The following is a 17,100-nucleotide window of genomic DNA, read 5'->3' on the forward strand; positions in this document are numbered from 1 at the left end:
GCGACGATCCCATGGGACGAGAGGCCGCTCCCGACGGATGGTCACGCCTCGCTCACCGTCCGGACACGGGACGGCAACGTTGGCCTGCTCGGATGCCCAGCGATCCACATCACGGGACGGGTGCCCCGTCATCGGTAGCGCACCACGGTTGCGACGTGCGACTCTGTGCACTCGCCAGACCGCACTCGCCGGGGTGTGCGGTCGAACCGTGCCGCAGGAATGGCCGGGTACTGACAACCAGCGCCCGGCCGCTCGGCGTGCCCGGAGGAGGATTCCGTCCGCCGGTCACCCACCCGGCGGCACGGTGCACCTGAACGGCCCTCGTCGCACGTCCCGCTCGGGCTGCGCGCTGTATTCTGAGAAACCTTTTTCGGACCGCAGCGAGCTGCCGGATTCCGGGTCGTCCGATGCGGGTGGCTTCGGGTGCACCGAGACGACAGGAGGAGCAGTTGGCCGCGATCAGTGACCAGACGCGTCGCCCCTCGCCCGGTGGGCTGTACGCCGCCGATCACGAGCACGACGCCTGCGGTGTGGCCATGTTGGCCGACGTCACCGGCAAGCGCAGCCACGCCATCGTGCAGAAGGCCATCGAGGCCCTGCTGCGCCTGGAACACCGCGGTGCGCGTGGCGCCGAGTACAACACCGGCGACGGTGCCGGGATCCTGATCCAGGTCCCGGACGCGTTCTACCGCGAGGTCACCGGCTTCGACCTGCCCGCGGAGGGCGCCTACGCGACCGGCATCGCCATGCTGCCGCGCGACGAGGCCGCCGCCGCCGAGGCGGTCGAGCGGATCGGTGCACTCGCCGCCGAGGAGGGCCTGACGGTCCTCGGCTGGCGCGAGCTGCCGACCGACCCCGACGCCGCGGACCTGGGCTCCATCGCCCTGGACGCGATGCCCGGGTTCCGTCAGCTGTTCGTCGGCGGCGTCGAGCTGACCGGGGACTCCCCCGCCGACGCCCCGGCCGGCATCGAGCTGGAGCGCCGCGCGTTCTGCTTCCGCAAGCGGGTCGAGCACGACACCGACACCTACTTCCCGTCGCTGTCGCCGCGCACGATCATCTACAAGGGCATGCTCGCCGAGCCCCAGGTCGCGGCGTTCTACCCGGACCTGAACGACGAGCGCGTCACCTCGGCGCTGGCGATCGTGCACTCGCGGTTCTCCACGAACACGTTCCCGGCGTGGCCGCTGGCGCACCCGTTCCGCTACGTCGCGCACAACGGTGAGATCAACACCCTGCGCGGCAACCGGAACTGGATGGCGGCGCGCGAGTCGCTGCTGCAGTCCGCGAACCTGCCCGGCGACCTGTCGCGGCTGACCCCGATCGTCACCCCGGACGCGTCGGACTCGGCCACCTTCGACGAGGTCCTCGAGCTGCTCCACCTCGGCGGGCGCAGCCTGCCGCACGCGGTGCTGATGATGATCCCGGAGGCCTGGGAGCACAACACCGAGATGGACCCCGCCCGGCGGGCGTTCTACGAGTACCACTCCACCCTGATGGAGCCGTGGGACGGCCCGGCCCTGGTCGCGTTCACCGACGGCACCCAGATCGGCGCGGTGCTCGACCGCAACGGCCTGCGCCCGGCGCGCTACTGGGTGACCGAGGACGGCCTGGTCGTGCTCGCCTCCGAGGTCGGCGTCCTCGACGTCGCGCCGGAGAAGGTCGTCCGCAAGGGCCGCCTCGAGCCCGGTCGGATGTTCCTCATCGACACCGAGCGCGGCAAGATCGTCGACGACGACGAGATCAAGGGCGCCCTGGCCGTCGAGCACCCGTACGCCGACTGGCTGCACGCCGGGCTCATCCGGCTCGACGACCTGCCCGCGCGCACCCGCGAGACGCCCACCCACGAGACGCTGAACCTGCGCCAGCAGGCCCTGGGCTACACCGAGGAGGAGCTCAACGTCCTGCTCCGTCCGATGGCGGTCGCCGGGGCGGAGCCGATCGGCTCGATGGGCAACGACGCGCCGCTCGCCGCGATCTCCGAGCGCCCGCGCCAGCTCTACGACTACTTCATCCAGCTGTTCGCCCAGGTCACCAACCCGCCGCTGGACGCGATCCGCGAGGAGCTCGTCACCTCGCTGTTCAGCCAGCTCGGGCCGGAGCAGAACCTGCTCGACGCGACGCCGGCGCACTGCCGCACGATCGTCGTGCCGTTCCCGGTGCTGACCAACGACGACCTGGCGAAGATCGTCCACATCAACGACGACGGGGAGTTCCCCGGCTTCGCCTCGCACGTCGTGCGCGGCACGTTCCTGGCCCGCGACGGCGGCAAGGGCATGCTGTCGCGGCTGGCCGAGATCAAGCAGGAGGTGTCCCGCGCGATCGAGAACGGGGCGCGCCTGATCGTGCTGTCCCAGCGCGGGGTGGACGCCGAGCACGCGCCGATCCCGTCGCTGCTGCTGACCGGCACCGTGCACCACCACCTCGTCCGGGAGCGCTCGCGCACCCGGGTCGGGCTGGTCGTGGAGTCCGCCGACGCCCGCGAGGTGCACCACATCGCGCTGCTGCTGGGCTACGGCGCGTCCGCGGTGAACCCGTACCTGGCCATGGCCACGGTCGAGGACCTCGCCGAGCGCGGCGACGTCCCGGGCGTCGACGGCCGAACCGCGGCGAAGAACCTGGTCAAGGCGCTCGGCAAGGGCGTCCGCAAGACCATGTCGAAGATGGGCGTCTCGACGGTCGCCTCCTACACCGGCGCGCAGATCTTCGAGGCCGTCGGCCTCGGGTCCGAGGTCATCGACTCGGCGTTCCGCGGCACCGCGTCGCGGATCGGCGGGGTCGGCTTCGACGTGCTGGCCGAGGAGGTCCTGGCCCACCACCGCCGCGCCTACCCGGCCGACGAGGTGCGCGCGTCGCACCGCGCGCTGCCGGTCGGCGGCGAGTACCAGTGGCGCCGCGAGGGCGAGCTGCACCTGTTCAACCCGCAGACGGTGTTCAAGCTGCAGCACTCCACCCGGGCCGGGAAGTACGACGTCTTCAAGGAGTACTCGAAGGCCGTCGACGAGCAGGCGCGGCGGCTGATGACCCTGCGCGGGCTGTTCGCCTTCAAGGAGGGCCTGCGCGAGCCGGTCGACATCGACGAGGTCGAGCCGATCGAGTCGATCATGACCCGGTTCGCGACCGGCGCGATCTCCTACGGCTCCATCTCCCAGGAGATGCACGAGACCCTGGCGATCGCGATGAACCGCATCGGCGGCCGGTCGAACACCGGCGAGGGCGGCGAGGACCCGGACCGCTTCACCGCGGACCCCAACGGCGACTCGCGGCGCAGCGCGGTCAAGCAGGCCGCCTCCGGCCGGTTCGGTGTGACCAGCGAGTACCTGGTCAACGCCGACGACATCCAGATCAAGATCGCCCAGGGCGCCAAGCCCGGTGAGGGCGGCCAGCTGCCCGGCGGCAAGGTCTACCCGTGGATCGCGACCACCCGGTACTCCACGCCGGGTGTCGGCCTCATCTCGCCGCCGCCGCACCACGACATCTACTCGATCGAGGACATCAAGCAGCTCATCCACGACCTGAAGAACGCCAACCCCCGGGCCCGCATCCACGTGAAGCTGGTGTCCCAGGTCGGCGTCGGGACCGTGGCGGCCGGCGTGTCCAAGGCGCACTCCGACGTCGTGCTCATCTCGGGTCACGACGGCGGCACCGGCGCCTCGCCGCTGTCCTCGATCAAGCACGCGGGCGGCCCCTGGGAGCTCGGCCTGGCCGAGACCCAGCAGACGCTGATGGCCAACGGGCTGCGCGACCGGATCACGGTGCAGGCCGACGGCCAGCTCAAGACCGGCCGTGACGTCGTCATCGCGGCGCTGCTCGGCGCCGAGGAGTACGGCTTCGCGACGGCGCCGCTGGTGGTGTCGGGCTGCATCATGATGCGCGTCTGTCACCTGGACACCTGTCCGGTCGGCGTCGCGACGCAGAACCCGGAGCTGCGCAAGAAGTTCAACGGCAAGGCCGAGTACGTCGTGAACTTCATGCAGTTCGTGGCGCAGGAGGTGCGCGAGCACCTGGCCGCGCTCGGCTTCCGCTCGCTGGACGAGGCGATCGGCCGGGCCGACGTGCTCGACGTCGACACCGCGGCCCAGCACTGGAAGTCGCGCCACCTCGACCTCTCGCCGATCTTCCGGCTCGCGGACGTGCCCGAGGACGCGCCGCGCAAGCGGACCCGCGAGCAGGACCACGGCCTGGACAAGGCGCTGGACAACACGATGATCCAGCTGGCCGAGGGCGCGCTGCGCAACGGCGACCGGGTCACCCTGGACCTGCCGGTGCGCAACGTGAACCGCACCGTCGGCACGATGCTCGGGTCCGAGCTGACCCGGGCGCACGGCGGCAAGGGCCTGCCCGACGACACGATCGACGTCACGCTCACCGGCGCGGCCGGGCAGAGCTTCGGCGCGTTCGTGCCCAAGGGCATCACGCTGCGGCTGGTCGGCGACACGAACGACTACTTCGGCAAGGGCCTGTCCGGTGGCCGGCTGACGCTGCGGCCCGACCCGTCGGCGCCGTTCACCGCCGAGGAGAACGTCATCGCCGGCAACGTGATCGGCTACGGCGCGACCTCGGGCGAGATGTTCATCCGCGGCGTCGTCGGCGAGCGTTTCTGCGTCCGCAACTCCGGCGCGGTGGCCGTCGTCGAGGGCGTCGGTGACCACGGCTGCGAGTACATGACCGGCGGGCGGGTCGTCGTCCTGGGACGCACCGGGCGCAACTTCGCGGCCGGCATGTCCGGCGGCGTGGCCTACCTGCTCGACATGGACCGCAACCGGGTCAACCCGGAGATGGTCGACCTCGACCCGCTGTCGGACGAGGACCGCTCGATCGTGCACGACCTCGTCGAGCGGCACCACGCCGAGACCGGGTCGGCGGTGGCGCACGCGCTGCTCGCCGACTGGGACGCCGCCGTCGAGCGGTTCGGCAAGGTCATGCCCAAGGACTACAAGCGCGTGCTGCTCGCGACGGAGAACGCCGAGCGCGAGGGCCGCGATGTCAACCAGGCGATCATGGAGGCTGCTCATGGGTGACCCCAAGGGCTTCATGACCACTCCCCGGCAGACGCCGACCCGGCGGCCGGTGGACCTGCGGCTGATGGACTGGCGCGAGGTCTACGAGGACTTCCCGCAGAAGACCCTCGAGGCCCAGGCCGGGCGCTGCATGAACTGCGGCATCCCGTTCTGTCACCAGGGCTGCCCGCTGGGGAACCTCATCCCCGAGTGGAACGACCTGGTCTACCGCCAGGACTGGCGGGAGGCGATCGAGCGGCTGCACGCCACGAACAACTTCCCGGAGTTCACCGGGACGCTGTGCCCCGCCCCGTGCGAGGCGGCGTGCGTGCTGGCCATCAACGACGACGCCGTCACGATCAAGCAGGTCGAGATCGAGATCGTCGACAAGGCCTGGGACGAGGGCTGGGTCACCCCGCAGGTGCCCGAGGCGCGGACCGGCAAGAAGGTCGCCGTCGTCGGGTCGGGGCCGGCCGGGCTGGCCGCCGCCCAGCAGCTGACCCGGGTCGGGCACGACGTCGTCGTGTTCGAGCGGGCCGACCGCATCGGCGGGCTGCTGCGCTACGGCATCCCCGAGTTCAAGATGGAGAAGGCGCGCCTGGACCGGCGCCTGGAGCAGATGGTCGCCGAGGGCACCCACTTCCGGGCCTCGGTCGACGTCGGCACCGACGTCACCGTCGAGCAGCTCCGTGCCGAGTACGACGCGATCGTCCTCGCCGGCGGCGCGACGGCGTGGCGCGACCTGCCCGCCGACGGCCGCGAGGCCGAGGGCGTGTACCAGGCCATGGAGTTCCTGCCGTGGGCCAACCACGTGCAGCAGGGCGACCTGGACGCGCCGCCGGTCTCCGCCGAGGGCAAGGACGTCGTGATCATCGGCGGCGGTGACACCGGCGCCGACTGCCTGGGCACCTCGCACCGCCAGGGTGCGCGCTCGGTGACCCAGCTGGAGATCATGCCGACCCCGCCGGAGCACCGCACCGACGGCATGCCCTGGCCGACCTACCCGATGGTCTACCGGGTCTCCTCCGCGCACGAGGAGGGCGGCGAGCGGCTGTTCTCGGTCAACACCACCGAGTTCGTGAAGGACGCCGACGGGAAGCTCGCCGGCATCCGGATCGTCGAGGTCAAGCGCGGCGACAACGGGTTCGAGCCGGTCGGGGGCACCGAGCAGGAGCTCCCGGCGCAGCTGGTGCTGCTCGCGATGGGCTTCGTCGGCCCGGAGAAGGGCGCGCTGCTGAACGACCTCGAGGTCGACCTCGACGAGCGCGGCAACGTCGCCCGCGACGAGCGCTACATGTCCTCCGCCGACGGCGTGTTCGTCGCCGGGGACATGGGCCGCGGGCAGTCGCTGATCGTGTGGGCGATCTCCGAGGGCCGCTCCGCGGCCGCCGGGGTGGACGAGTACCTGACCGGGCGCACCGTGCTGCCGCGCCCGATCGACCCGACCGACCGGCAGATCGCCTGACCGCACGCACCACCGCCGGACCCGAGGGCCCGGCCGCGCACGCTCCCGTCGCGCGGCCGGGCCCTCGGGCGTCGCGGGATGGCGGGGCGGTGCGGCTCAGTCGAGCCGTTCGAGCTCGAAGGCGTCGTCGCCGATCCAGATGCGCACGCCCTCGCCGTCGTCGGAGACGTAGCCGTCCTCCTCCTCGCCGAGCTCGCGGATCGCCCCCAGCGCGCGGCGGGAGAACTCGACGACACCGCCGCCGACGTCCATCGGGCGGTACTCGCGCGCCAGCAACGCGGTCCGGCACCGCGTCGCGAGCCACTCCGCGTTCTCCGGCCCGACCTCGACCCGCCACCGCTCCTCGGCCATGCCGCCCAGTATGACCGAGGGACGACCGCGGTATGACCGCGATCACTCCGTCCGTCGCCGATCGGCTACCGGCGATCGTGACGGAACGCTGCCGACCGGACGCACCGGGCGAACCGGGGCCGTCCGCCGCGGACGCGACGCCGCTCACGGTGGCGGGCGAGACGGGCACCACTGCACCCACAACCCGACGCGGAGTCGGGCGTTGAACCCCATGACCGGCATCTGCAGAACCGGGAGCCCCTGTCGATGCCGGGCACCATCGGGTCACCGGGTACCGCGGCCACGCGCCGCGGTCCCGGTGCCCGGTGGTGTATCCCCGCCGGGGCCGATGAGTTCCACCGCGACGGACGGTCGGAACGACGAATGCCCCGGGCAGGCCGGGGCCGTGCCCCGGAGGTCACCGTGACCGTCTCCACGTCCCGCTCCCGCCTCACCCACCGTGCGCTGTGGGTCCTGCAGGTGCTGCTCGGACTGTTCTTCGTCCTCGCCTCGGCGCTGCCCAAGTTCTGGGGCGACCCGTTCGCCGTCGCGATCTTCGACGGCATCGGCCTCGGCCAGTGGCTGCGCTACGCCGTCGGTGCCCTCGAGCTGGCAGGGGGCATCGGGCTGCTCGTCCCCCGGTTCGCGGCGCCCGCGGCGGCGGGACTGGTCGTCGTGATGATCGGGGCGACGCTGACGCAGGCGTTCGTCCTGCACGGCGGGGTGCTCGTCGTGACGCCGATCGTGCTCGGCCTGCTCGCCGCGGTGATCGCCGTCGCACGGCGGGGCGAGACGCGCGCCACGGCTGTCTGAGCCGCGTTTGCCGATCCCGATCTTCGGGCATTCCCGGCGGGAGAAGACCGTGCCGGACGCCCCGGTACGCCCGAGCAGTTCCCGTCCAGGGGAGGAACCCGCCATGGCCGATCGCCACGTCAAGCCGGTGGACGACGGTTGGACCGTCGAGAAGGAAGACGCCCAGCGCCCGAGTGCCCGCACGAGCACCCAGGCCGAGGCCATCACCCGGGCGGTGGAGATCATCGCCAACGACGGCGGCGGCAACCTCGTGGTCCACGGCACCGACGGCTCGGTGCGCGAGCGCCGCGCGATCGACACCGACGCCGACGGCGGCACCGCCGCCAAGGCGGCCACCGGTGCGGCCGCGACCGCGGTCAAGGACACCGCGTCCACGGCCGCGAAGACCACCGGCGCGGCCGCGGAGGAGGTCGGCGCGGACACCCGCACGACCGCCAAGAAGGTCGCGGGCGAGACCGGCGACGCCGCGTCCAAGGCCGGTGACGCGCTGAAGGCCGGCGCCGCCGAGGTCGCCGCCGAGGCCCGCAAGGTCGACCAGAACGGCAAGGACCCGAAGAAGGCGGGCAAGGCCGCCGCGGCGGCCGCCAAAGCCACCGGTGAGCACCTCGCCGACACCGCGCAGCGCACCGGCAAGCAGGTCGCCGGTGAGGTGGCCGCCTCCGCCGAGCGCTCGGCCGCCACCGTGCAGGCCGTCGCCGACCAGGGCGCCGACTCCGCGGTCCGCACCGCCGACCGGGCCGCCCGCGTCGGCGAGCGCATCGAGGACGACCTCGACGACACCGGCGCCACGCTCGCGCGGCGCCTGTACGAGAACGGCGAGCGGGCCGCGGGCAAGCTCGACGAGTTCGCCCTGCGCGTCTACAAGCCGCTGAACCCGATCCGGTTCACCAGCCGGGTCGCGGCCGGGGCGGTCGCCACCGCGTTCGGCGTGACCGGTGCGGTCACCTCGCGCGCGGGCAAGCTGTTCCAGCGCGGCACCCGCAAGGCCACCGGCCGCTGAGGCCGCACGGCCACCGAGACCACGCAGCGACCACTCAGCGACCACTCAGCCGCGACGGCGCCCCCGGGACCACGGTCCCGGGGGCGCCGTCGTGTCAGCCGGTGGGCCGCAGCACGTAGTCGCCGGTGTCGTCGCTCCACTCCATCGCGACGAGGTCGCGCGCCCGCGCTGCCTTGGCGAAGGACAGGAAGCTGCCGAAGCCGTAGCGCTTCTCCGAGAAGTCCGGCACCCGCTTGCGGAGCTGGTTCTTCAGGCCGGACAGCTGCGGCGCGTCGCCGGAGGCGGCCAGCTCGCGGACCACGTCGACCAGCAGCGCGAACGCGTCGTGGTCGGCGTCGGGGTCGTCGGGCAGCGCCACCTCGGGGTCGCCCTGCGCGGCACCGACGGTCAGCGTGACCGCCCCCCGGTCCTGCAGGTGGCGCAGCAGCTCGCCGAACCCGCGGAAGCCGTGGTCGGACTCGTCGAAGGTGGGGTCCTTGCGCAGGATCGCCCGCTTCAGGCGCGACGCCAGCACCGGCCCGTCGGCCTGCCGGGCGAGCCCGCCCAGGGTGGAGACGACGAGCCCGGACAGGTCGCGCTCCTCGGCCCCGGTGGTGGCGGTGTCGTCGGTGCCGTCGGAGAAGGTGACGTCGAACGGGTCCGGCGGGACGGCCGGGACCGGTGCCGGCTCCGGAGCGGCGGCCGGGACCGCCGACGGGGCGGCCGCGGCGGGGCGCGAGGAGCCTCGGCGCCGCCGGGCCGGGGCGGGCGCCTGCGTCGGCTCGACGCCGGGCAGCCGGTCGTAGAACAGGAACTCGTCGCAGGCCGGGGGCAGCAGCGCCGACGTCGAGGACTGCACGCCGATGCCGATCACCCGCTTGTCCAGCTCGCGCAGCTTGTGCATGAGCGGGGTGAAGTCCGAGTCGCCGGTGGCGATGGCGAAGGTCGTGACGAAGCCGCGCTCGTAGGCCAGCTCGATGGCGTCGACGGCGAGCTTGATGTCCGCGGCGTTCTTGCGGGAGCCGCCGATCCGCTGCGGGATCTCGATCAGCTCGACCTGGGCGCGGGCCATCAGGCGGCGGTCCTCGTCGAAGGCCGACCAGTCGGCGTAGGCGCGCCGGACCACGACGCGGCCGCGCTCGGCCAGCGCGTCGGCGACCGGGCCGAAGTCGAACGGCACGACGCCGAGCCCGTCGCGGGCACCGATCGCCAGGTTCTCGTAGTCGAGCAGCAGTGCGATGCGTTCGTCCTCGTGGGCCACCGCGGAAGCCTAATGCGCTGGCCGGGACCCGCGTGGGCAGGGCAGGGTGCACCCGTGCGAGCCGAGGACGTCGAGGACGCGGTGACGATGCTGGTGGCGGCGCTGGAGGCGGTGCCCGACGACGGCTGGTCCCCGCCCGCGGGCCCGCTGGAGTGGTCGTGCCGCGACACCGTCGTCCACGTCGCGGACGACCTGATCGGCTACGCGGGCCAGGTCGCCATCGCCCCGCCGGACGGCTACGCCCCGTTCGACGTCGCCGTCGACCCCGCCACCGGCACCGCCGGGCTGCTGCGCGTGGTCGAGGCCGGCGGCGCGCTGCTCGCCGCGGCCGTGCGCACCAGCCCGCCCGGCGTCCGCGGCTGGCACCCCTACGGGGACTCCGACGCCGCCGGTTTCGCCGCGATGGGCGTCACCGAGGTGCTGGTCCACACCCACGACATCACGCGGGCCACGGCCCCGTCGTGGGCGCTGCCGCCCGGTCCGTGCCGCGCGGTGCTCGCCCGGCTGTGGCCGGGCGTCGACCCCGGCACCGACCCGGGCGCCACACTGCTGCACCACACCGGGCGGGCCCCGCTGGACGGTGTGCCGGCGCCCTCGCGCTGGCGCTGGCACGGCGCACCGGCCTGAGCACGGTCAGTCCGCGTCGGGGGCTCCGCGCCGCTCCTGGCCCGGCAGCGGCTGCTCGCTGAACTGCCCGGTCCAGGCGGCCCGCGCGCCGGACTCGCCGATCTGCACCGTCGTCACCACCGCACCGACCGCGACGACGACGGCGAGCACCGCGAGCAGCACCGTCACCGCGGTCCCGCCCGGCGGGCGCGCCGGCTCCGCGGGGATCTCGGCGGACGGTCCGCCGACCGTGGCCGGGACCCGCCGGTCGGCTCCGGCGCGCCGGGCCACGAGGACGTGGCGGACGGCGACGGCCAGGGCCAGCACCGTCAGCCCGGCCGCCCACGGCAGCAGCCCGTCGCCGAGCTCGGTGTGCTCGTGCAGCAGCTCGGTGCGGGGCAGCCGGTGCTCCAGCCACTCCCCCGCCTCGGTCGTCACCGGCACCAGCGCCGTCGACACCACGGCGAGCGCGACCGTCGGCCAGACCAGGCGGGCCCGGGCTGCCGGCCACACGGCGACGAGCACCAGGGCGAGTGCGGTCAGCGGTACGAGCACGACGACCGCGTGCACGAGCAGGATGTGCGCCGGCAACCCGGCGATGGTGGACTCCACGGCGGCACGCTAGGACGCCGCCGGCACCGCGGCCCAGAGGTCTCAGGCGATCCTCACCGAGTTCTCACCCGGGCCTCACGAACCCGCGCGATGATCCCCCGGGCTCGAGCGAGGGGACGGTACATGGGCGCCGCCGTCAGCACGATCACGATCACCGGCCCCGGCTTCGTGGTGGGGTTCGCCGTCGCCGGGCTCGGGGTGCTGGTGCTGCTCGTGGCGGGGGTGCGGCGGGCCGGCCGGTCGCGGCGGCGGACGGTGCGGGTGGCCGCGCGGGCCGCCGCCGGCGCCACCGCGCTGGTGGTGCTGCTCGCCAACGCCCTGGTCGGGGTGAACGCGGGACTGGACTACCTGCGCACCGTCGGCGACGTCGTCGGCACCGGTCCCGCGGCGGGGGTCGGGGTGGCGCAGCTGCTGCTGTCGCGGCAGGTGCCGGCGACCGGTGAGGTCGCCGACGTCCCGATCCCCGGCTCGGTGTCGGGGTTCGCCGCACGGCCCGCGGTCGTGTGGCTGCCACCGGTGTGGTTCGCCCGGCCCCGACCGCAGCTGCCGGTGGTCGTGCTGCTGCACGGCACCCCCGGCCGGCCGGCGGACTGGGTGGACTCCGGCGGCGCCGCCGACGTCGCGGACGCCTGGGCCGCCGCCCACCACGGCGTCGCCCCGATCCTGGTCATGCCCGACGTCAACGGCACCTACACCGCGGACTCCGAGTGCGTCGACACCCCGGGCTCGCGGGTCGAGACCTACCTGACCCGCGACGTCCCGCGGGTGGTGACGCACCTGTTCGGCACGGCGCCGCCGGGCCGGGCGTGGGCGGTGGCCGGGCTGTCGGAGGGCGGGACCTGCGCGGTCGTGCTCGCCGCGCGCCACCCCGCGCTGTTCGCGACCTTCGGCGACTACGCCGGGCTGCTCGGACCGCGCACCGGGGACACCAACGGCGGCGTCGCCGACACCGTGGCGGCGCTGTTCGACGGGTCGCGGGCCGCGTTCGACGCGCACGACCCGGCGACCCTGCTGGCCCGCCCGGCGCCCGGGCTCGCCGGCTGGTTCGAGGCCGGCGACGCCGACACCGACCCCGCCGCCGCGGCGCGCCGGCTGTCCGCGGTCGCGTCCGGCGCCGGGACGGAGTCCCACCTGGTCGTCGTGCCGGGCGGCGGGCACGACTTCGACCTGTTCTCCCGCGCGCTGACCGACTCGTGGCCGTGGCTCGTGGCGCGGGTCACCCCGGCGGTCCCCGAGCCGGGACCACCGGCCCTGTCGTCCAGGTGCCCCTGCCGCGCAGGCTGACCGGACCAGCACCACCCGGGAGGACCACGATGGTGACCGTCGTACGGCCGCAGGCCGAGACCCTCCGGCGCGCGGTCGCCGCCGCCCTGCTCGCACCGTCGGTGCACAACACCCAGCCCTGGCGCTGGCGCGTCTGCACCGACCGGGTGGAGCTCTACGCCGACCGTGACCGCCGGCTGCCCGCCACCGACCCCGACGGCCGGGACCTGCTGGTGAGCTGCGGCATCGCGCTGGGCCACCTGCACGTGGCGCTCGCCGCGGCGGGGGTGGCGTCCACGACGCTGCGCTTCCCCGACGGCGACCGCGACCGCCTGGCGACGGTGCGCGTCACCGCCGGGCCGCCCGACCTCGACGCCCGCGCCGACGCCGTCCTCGCGCCGGCGATCGGGCGGCGCCGCTCGGACCGCAGGCCCTACCCGGACGGGGTGCTCGCCGCGCCGGTGCGCGCCGCGCTCGGGGTGCGTGCCGCGCGGCGCGGCGCCACCCTGCTCGTCGTCGACGACCCGGCGGCGCGCGCGCACCTCGTCGAGCTGGAGGCCGAGGCCGCCGGTGACGCCCGGGGCCGGCCGGGGCACGCCGCGGAGCTGCTCGTCTGGACCCACCGCTACGCCGGGTCCGGTGACGGCGTGCACGCCGAGTCCGTCCCGTCGGGCACGCGGTGGCCGCAGGAGCCCGAGCTCGGCCTGCGCTTCCCGCCGGGTCGGCTGCCCGCCCCGTCGGGGGCGCCGGACCGGGCCGCGATCCTGGTGCTGACCACCCCCGCCGACGACGACCCGGCCCGCCTGGCGGCCGGCGAGGCCGCGTCCGGGGTGCTGCTGTCGGCCACCCGCTCCGGGCTCGCCACCTGCCCGCTGAGCCGGGTGCTGGAGTCCCCGCGGACCCGGTCGGCGGTGGCGTCGCGGGTGCTGCGCACGACGGCACACCCGCAGCTGCTGATCCGTGTGGGGCGCCCGCCGGACGACCGCGAGCTGCCCGCCACGCCGCGCCGCCGGCTGTCGGACGTGCTGGCCCACGGCGGGTGATCCCCGGCACGGACCTTCGGCCCGGTCCCGCCGGTCGTCCGGCGGGTTACCGTCGTGGCCAGGGCCCCGCCGGGGCCGGTGACGGGGAACGGGGCGCGACCATGACGATCTCGGTGTTCCTGCTCGACGACCACGAGATCGTGCGCCGCGGGCTGGCCCAGCTGCTGGAGTTCGAGGACGACGTCGAGATCGTCGGCGAGGCCGCGACCGCCGCCCAGGCGCTGGCCCGGATCCCCGCGCTGCGCCCGGACGTCGCGGTGCTGGACGTGCGCCTGCCCGACGGCGACGGCGTCTCGGTGTGCCGCGACATCCGCTCGTCGATGGTCCCGCCGCCGGCCTGCCTGATGCTGACCTCCTACGCCGACGACGAGGCCCTGTTCGGCGCGATCATGGCCGGGGCCGCGGGCTACCTGCTCAAGCAGGTCGCCGGGGTGGACCTGGTCGGCGCGGTCCGCACGGTGGCCGCGGGCGGGTCGCTGCTGGACCCGCGGGCCACCGCGGCGGTGCTGGAGCGGCTGCGCCACCCGGCCGCCGAGGAGGACCCGCGCTACGACTCGCTGAGCCCGCAGGAGCAGCGGATCCTCGAGCTCGTCGCGGACGGGATGACGAACCGGCAGATCGGCGAGACGCTGCACCTGGCCGAGAAGACCGTGAAGAACTACGTGTCCTCGGTGCTGCACAAGCTCGGGTACTCGCGCCGCACCGAGGCCGCGGTCTACGCGGTGGAGCGCCGCCGCCGCTGACGTGCGCGGGCACTCAGGGCAGCGGGACCGTCCACACCAGACGGGTGCCGCCGTCCGGCGGGGTCTCGGTGCGCAGGGTCCCGCCGAGCCCGGCGGCGCGGTCGGCGAGGTTGCGCAGCCCGCTGCGCCGTCCGGTGCCGCCGATCCCACGGCCGTCGTCGGTGACCTCGACCGTGAGGTCCCGCCCGGCCGTGACGGCCACCTCCAGGGACGACCCGCCGGAGTGGCGCACCGCGTTGGTCACGGCCTCGCGGACGACGGCGAGCAGCTGCACCGCGACCGGCTCGGGCACCAGCGTGTCCACCGGGCCGGTGGTCGTCACCGACGTGCTCAGCCCGGAGTCCGTGCCGACCTCGGCGACCAGGTCGAGCAGGGCCCGCCGCAGCCCGCCGTGGCCCTGGTGGGCGTGCAGGTCGAAGATGCTCGTGCGGATCTCGCGGACGGTGCGGTCCAGCTCGTCGACGGCCTGCTCCACGCGCCCGCGGACCTGCTCGTCGGTGGTGCGCCGCAGCGTGCCCTGCAGCTTGAGCCCGACCGCGAAGAGCCGCTGGATGACGTGGTCGTGCAGGTCGCGGGCGATCCGGTCGCGGTCGGCGAGCACCGCGACCTGCTGCTGGGCGCGGTGCTTCTCCCCCAGCTCCAGCGCCAGCGCCGCCTGGTCGGCGAACGACACCAGCAGGGGCACCTCCGACGGCCGGAACGGGGGCGCGCCCGGCTCCCGCTCGGCGACCAGGACCCCGATCACCCGCTCGACCGCACGCATCGGCACGGCGACGGTCGGTCCGCCGGGCCGGGTGCGCTCGGCCTCGCCGAGGAAGTCCGCCGGGTGCCCGGCGAGCACCGGCTGGCGGCCGTCGACGACCTCGCCGAGCAGCGTCCCGCCCAGCCCGCCCGCCGGCCAGCCGCGGCCCGCCGTGGCGCCCTCGCGGAAGCCGCCGCCGGCGCCGGGGCCGAGCGCGATCAGGGTGGCCCCGGCGCGGGACAGCTCCAGGCAGCGCCGGGCGATCAGCGCGAGGATGTCGGGCTCGTCGGACCCGGCCAGTACCTCGCCGCGGATCTCCGCGGACGCCTCCAGCCAGTGCTGGCGCAGCCGGCCCTGCTCGAACAGGTCCGCGTTCTGCAGCGCGATCCCGGCGGCCGCGGCGAGGGCCTGCAGGATCAGCTCGTCGTCCGGGGTGAACTCGGCGCCGCCGCGCTTCTCGGTCAGGTAGAGGTTGCCGTAGACGGCGTCACGGATCCGGACCGGGACGCCGACGAAGCTGTGCATCGGCGGATGGTGCGGCGGGAAGCCCGACGACGCCGGGTGCGCGGACAGGTCGGCCAGCCGCAGCGGCCGCGGGTCGTCGATGAGCTGGCCGAGCAGCCCCTTGCCGGCGGGCGGGCGGCCGAGCGCGGCCCGGGTGTCCTCGTCGAGACCGACGTCGACGAAGCGGGCGATCGAGCCGTCCGGGGCGAGCACGCCCAGCGCGCCGTAGCGGGCGTCGACCAGGTCGACGGCGGACTGCACGATCCGCTCCAGGGTCGCGTCGAGCTCGAGCCCGGCCGCGACGACGAGCACCGCGTCGAGCAGCTTCTCCATGCGCCGGCGCGCGGTCACGATCTGCCCGAGGCGGTCCTGCACCTCCGCGAGCAGCTGGTCGAGCCGCAGCCCCGAGAGCAGCTGCGCCAGCTCGCCCGGCTCCGGTCCCCGATCGTCGATCGTCACACCCGTCCCTCCCGCCGTCTCCGGGGCAGAACCTGGCACCGCACGCGCCCGGGCACAAGGACCGGGGCGGGAGAGAGGACCTTCGCACCTGACGCGACGGCGGGGCCCGGGCGGACGCTCACGGCGCACACCCCCGCCCCCCGCGGGACGTGGCCGGGGTCATCGAGGAGGACGGACATGGAGGCGCTCTGCCGCACGGGCACGGTCACCGGAGCCCTGGGGCTCGACGCGGGCCGCACCGCCGAGGTGCTCGCGACGGCGACGCGCGCGCCGTCGCTGCACAACAGCCAGCCGTGGCGGTTCCGCCTGCACCCGGACCGGATCGAGCTGCTCGCCGACCGGGAGCGGCGCCCCGCCGTCGCCGACCCGACGGGCCGCGAGATGCGCATCGGCTGCGGTGCCGCGCTGTTCACCCTGCGCCTGGCGCTGGCCGGGCAGGGGATCCGCCCGATCGTCACGCGCTTCCCGGACCGGCACCGCCACGACCTCGTCGCGGTCGTCCGTCACGGCGGGACCGTCCACCCCGGCCCCGACCAGCGACGGCTGCTCGAGGCGGTACCGCGGCGACGCACCAACCGGCGCCCGTTCCGCGACACCGAGGTCACCGCGCCGGTGCGCTCGGCCCTGCGCCGCGCCGCGTTCGAGGAGGACGCCTGGCTGCACCTGGTGACCGACGACGACGAGCGCCGCGCGCTGGGGCGCCTCGCCCGCGAGGCGCACCGCCTCCAGCTGGCCGACCCGGCGTTCGCGGCGGAGCTCGCGGCGTGGACCGGGCACGACGGGAAGCGCGACGACGGCGTCCCCGCCTCGGCGGGCGGGCCCTGCCCCCCGCCGAACCAGCCGTGGGTGGTGCGCGACTTCGGCGGGGACTCCCGCCCGCGCCCGGCACCGGCCGCGTTCGAGAACGACCCGCTGATCGCCGTGCTCACCGTGCACTCCGACGGTCCGCGCGAGGAGCTGCGGGCCGGGGAGGCGCTGCAGCGGGTGCTGCTGACCGCGACGACCGAGGGCCTGTCGGCGTCGTTCCTGTCCCAGCTGGTGGAGGTGCCCGACGTGCGCGAGCGGACCCGGCGGCTGATCGCGGGCTCGCGCCCGCCGCAGGTGGTGCTGCGGCTCGGGCACGGTGTGCCCGTCCCGCCGACCCCGCGGCGCGCGCCCGCAGACGTCGTCGAGCGCGGGTGAGGGACCAAGGTCGCCACCTCGCGGGACCTTCGTGCACCCGGGGTGCGGACCTGCGGCAGATCCGCACCCCGGGCCCGGCGCGCCAGGCTCTGCGGTGA

The 17,100-nt window shown here is 74.8% G+C and carries 13 protein-coding genes; 9 read left to right on the forward strand and 4 right to left on the reverse strand.

The features are described 5' to 3' along the window. The first annotated feature begins 536 nt into the window (after positions 1–536). Together gltB and WJX68_RS08910 are read left to right on the forward strand one after the other, a co-directional pair. Positions 537–5,021, forward strand: a complete 4,485-nt coding sequence (gene gltB, locus WJX68_RS08905) for a glutamate synthase large subunit (RefSeq protein ID WP_422785675.1) — start codon at positions 537–539, stop codon at positions 5,019–5,021. Beyond that, a complete protein-coding gene (locus tag WJX68_RS08910) occupies positions 5,014–6,465 on the forward strand; it encodes a glutamate synthase subunit beta (RefSeq protein WP_340287921.1) in 1,452 nt (483 codons plus the stop codon). Before gltB ends, WJX68_RS08910 begins: the two co-directional genes overlap by 8 nt. Positions 6,466–6,561: 96 nt before the next feature. On the opposite strand, the gene WJX68_RS08915 is transcribed toward WJX68_RS08910, so the two are convergent. Then, a complete protein-coding gene (locus tag WJX68_RS08915) occupies positions 6,562–6,816 on the reverse strand; it encodes a hypothetical protein (RefSeq protein ID WP_340287924.1) in 255 nt (84 codons plus the stop codon). 402 nt (positions 6,817–7,218) lie between these two features. Between WJX68_RS08915 and WJX68_RS08920 the strand changes: the two genes are divergently transcribed. Together WJX68_RS08920 and WJX68_RS08925 are read left to right on the forward strand one after the other, a co-directional pair. Beyond that, complete coding sequence (locus tag WJX68_RS08920; protein ID WP_340287927.1) at positions 7,219–7,608, forward strand: DoxX family protein; 390 nt, start codon at positions 7,219–7,221, stop codon at positions 7,606–7,608. Positions 7,609–7,711: 103 nt separating this feature from the next. After that, a complete protein-coding gene (locus tag WJX68_RS08925; protein ID WP_340287930.1) occupies positions 7,712–8,608 on the forward strand; it encodes a DUF2188 domain-containing protein in 897 nt (298 codons plus the stop codon). 94 nt (positions 8,609–8,702) lie between these two features. Here WJX68_RS08925 and WJX68_RS08930 read toward each other — a convergent pair whose 3' ends face one another. Next, entirely contained in the window at positions 8,703–9,848 is a 1,146-nt protein-coding gene (locus WJX68_RS08930) for a PIN domain-containing protein (RefSeq protein ID WP_340287933.1), read from the reverse strand. A 54-nt stretch (positions 9,849–9,902) separates the two neighbouring features. On the opposite strand from WJX68_RS08930, the gene WJX68_RS08935 reads away from it, so the two are divergent. Then, on the forward strand, positions 9,903–10,475 hold the full coding sequence (locus WJX68_RS08935; protein ID WP_340287936.1) for a maleylpyruvate isomerase N-terminal domain-containing protein: 573 nt from the start codon (positions 9,903–9,905) through the stop codon (positions 10,473–10,475). 6 nt (positions 10,476–10,481) lie between these two features. Here the strand turns inward: WJX68_RS08935 and WJX68_RS08940 are convergent, their stop codons facing one another. Further along, positions 10,482–11,066, reverse strand: coding sequence for a hypothetical protein (locus tag WJX68_RS08940; protein ID WP_340287939.1), 585 nt, complete (start codon positions 11,064–11,066; stop codon positions 10,482–10,484). 123 nt (positions 11,067–11,189) lie between these two features. Here WJX68_RS08940 and WJX68_RS08945 point away from each other — a divergent pair, with 123 nt between their 5' ends. The 3 genes from WJX68_RS08945 to WJX68_RS08955 all read left to right on the forward strand — a co-directional run bounded on the left by WJX68_RS08945 (position 11,190) and on the right by WJX68_RS08955 (position 14,115). Then, a complete protein-coding gene (locus tag WJX68_RS08945; protein WP_340287942.1) occupies positions 11,190–12,350 on the forward strand; it encodes an alpha/beta hydrolase in 1,161 nt (386 codons plus the stop codon). Between the two features lie 29 nt (positions 12,351–12,379). After that, a complete protein-coding gene (locus WJX68_RS08950) occupies positions 12,380–13,372 on the forward strand; it encodes an Acg family FMN-binding oxidoreductase (protein WP_340287945.1) in 993 nt (330 codons plus the stop codon). 101 nt (positions 13,373–13,473) lie between these two features. Beyond that, positions 13,474–14,115, forward strand: coding sequence for a response regulator (locus tag WJX68_RS08955; RefSeq protein WP_340287947.1), 642 nt, complete (start codon positions 13,474–13,476; stop codon positions 14,113–14,115). 13 nt (positions 14,116–14,128) lie between these two features. Here the strand turns inward: WJX68_RS08955 and WJX68_RS08960 are convergent, their stop codons facing one another. Then, a complete protein-coding gene (locus WJX68_RS08960) occupies positions 14,129–15,820 on the reverse strand; it encodes a GAF domain-containing protein (protein ID WP_340287950.1) in 1,692 nt (563 codons plus the stop codon). A gap of 177 nt (positions 15,821–15,997) precedes the next feature. Between WJX68_RS08960 and WJX68_RS08965 the strand changes: the two genes are divergently transcribed. After that, positions 15,998–17,002 carry an Acg family FMN-binding oxidoreductase gene (locus WJX68_RS08965; protein ID WP_340287953.1) on the forward strand — a complete coding sequence of 335 codons (1,005 nt, stop codon included), beginning with the start codon at positions 15,998–16,000 and terminating at the stop codon, positions 17,000–17,002. Positions 17,003–17,100: the final 98 nt, after the last annotated feature.

The sequence above is a fragment of the Pseudonocardia spirodelae genome (assembly GCF_037727765.1).
Lineage (GTDB): Bacteria > Actinomycetota > Actinomycetes > Mycobacteriales > Pseudonocardiaceae > Pseudonocardia > Pseudonocardia spirodelae.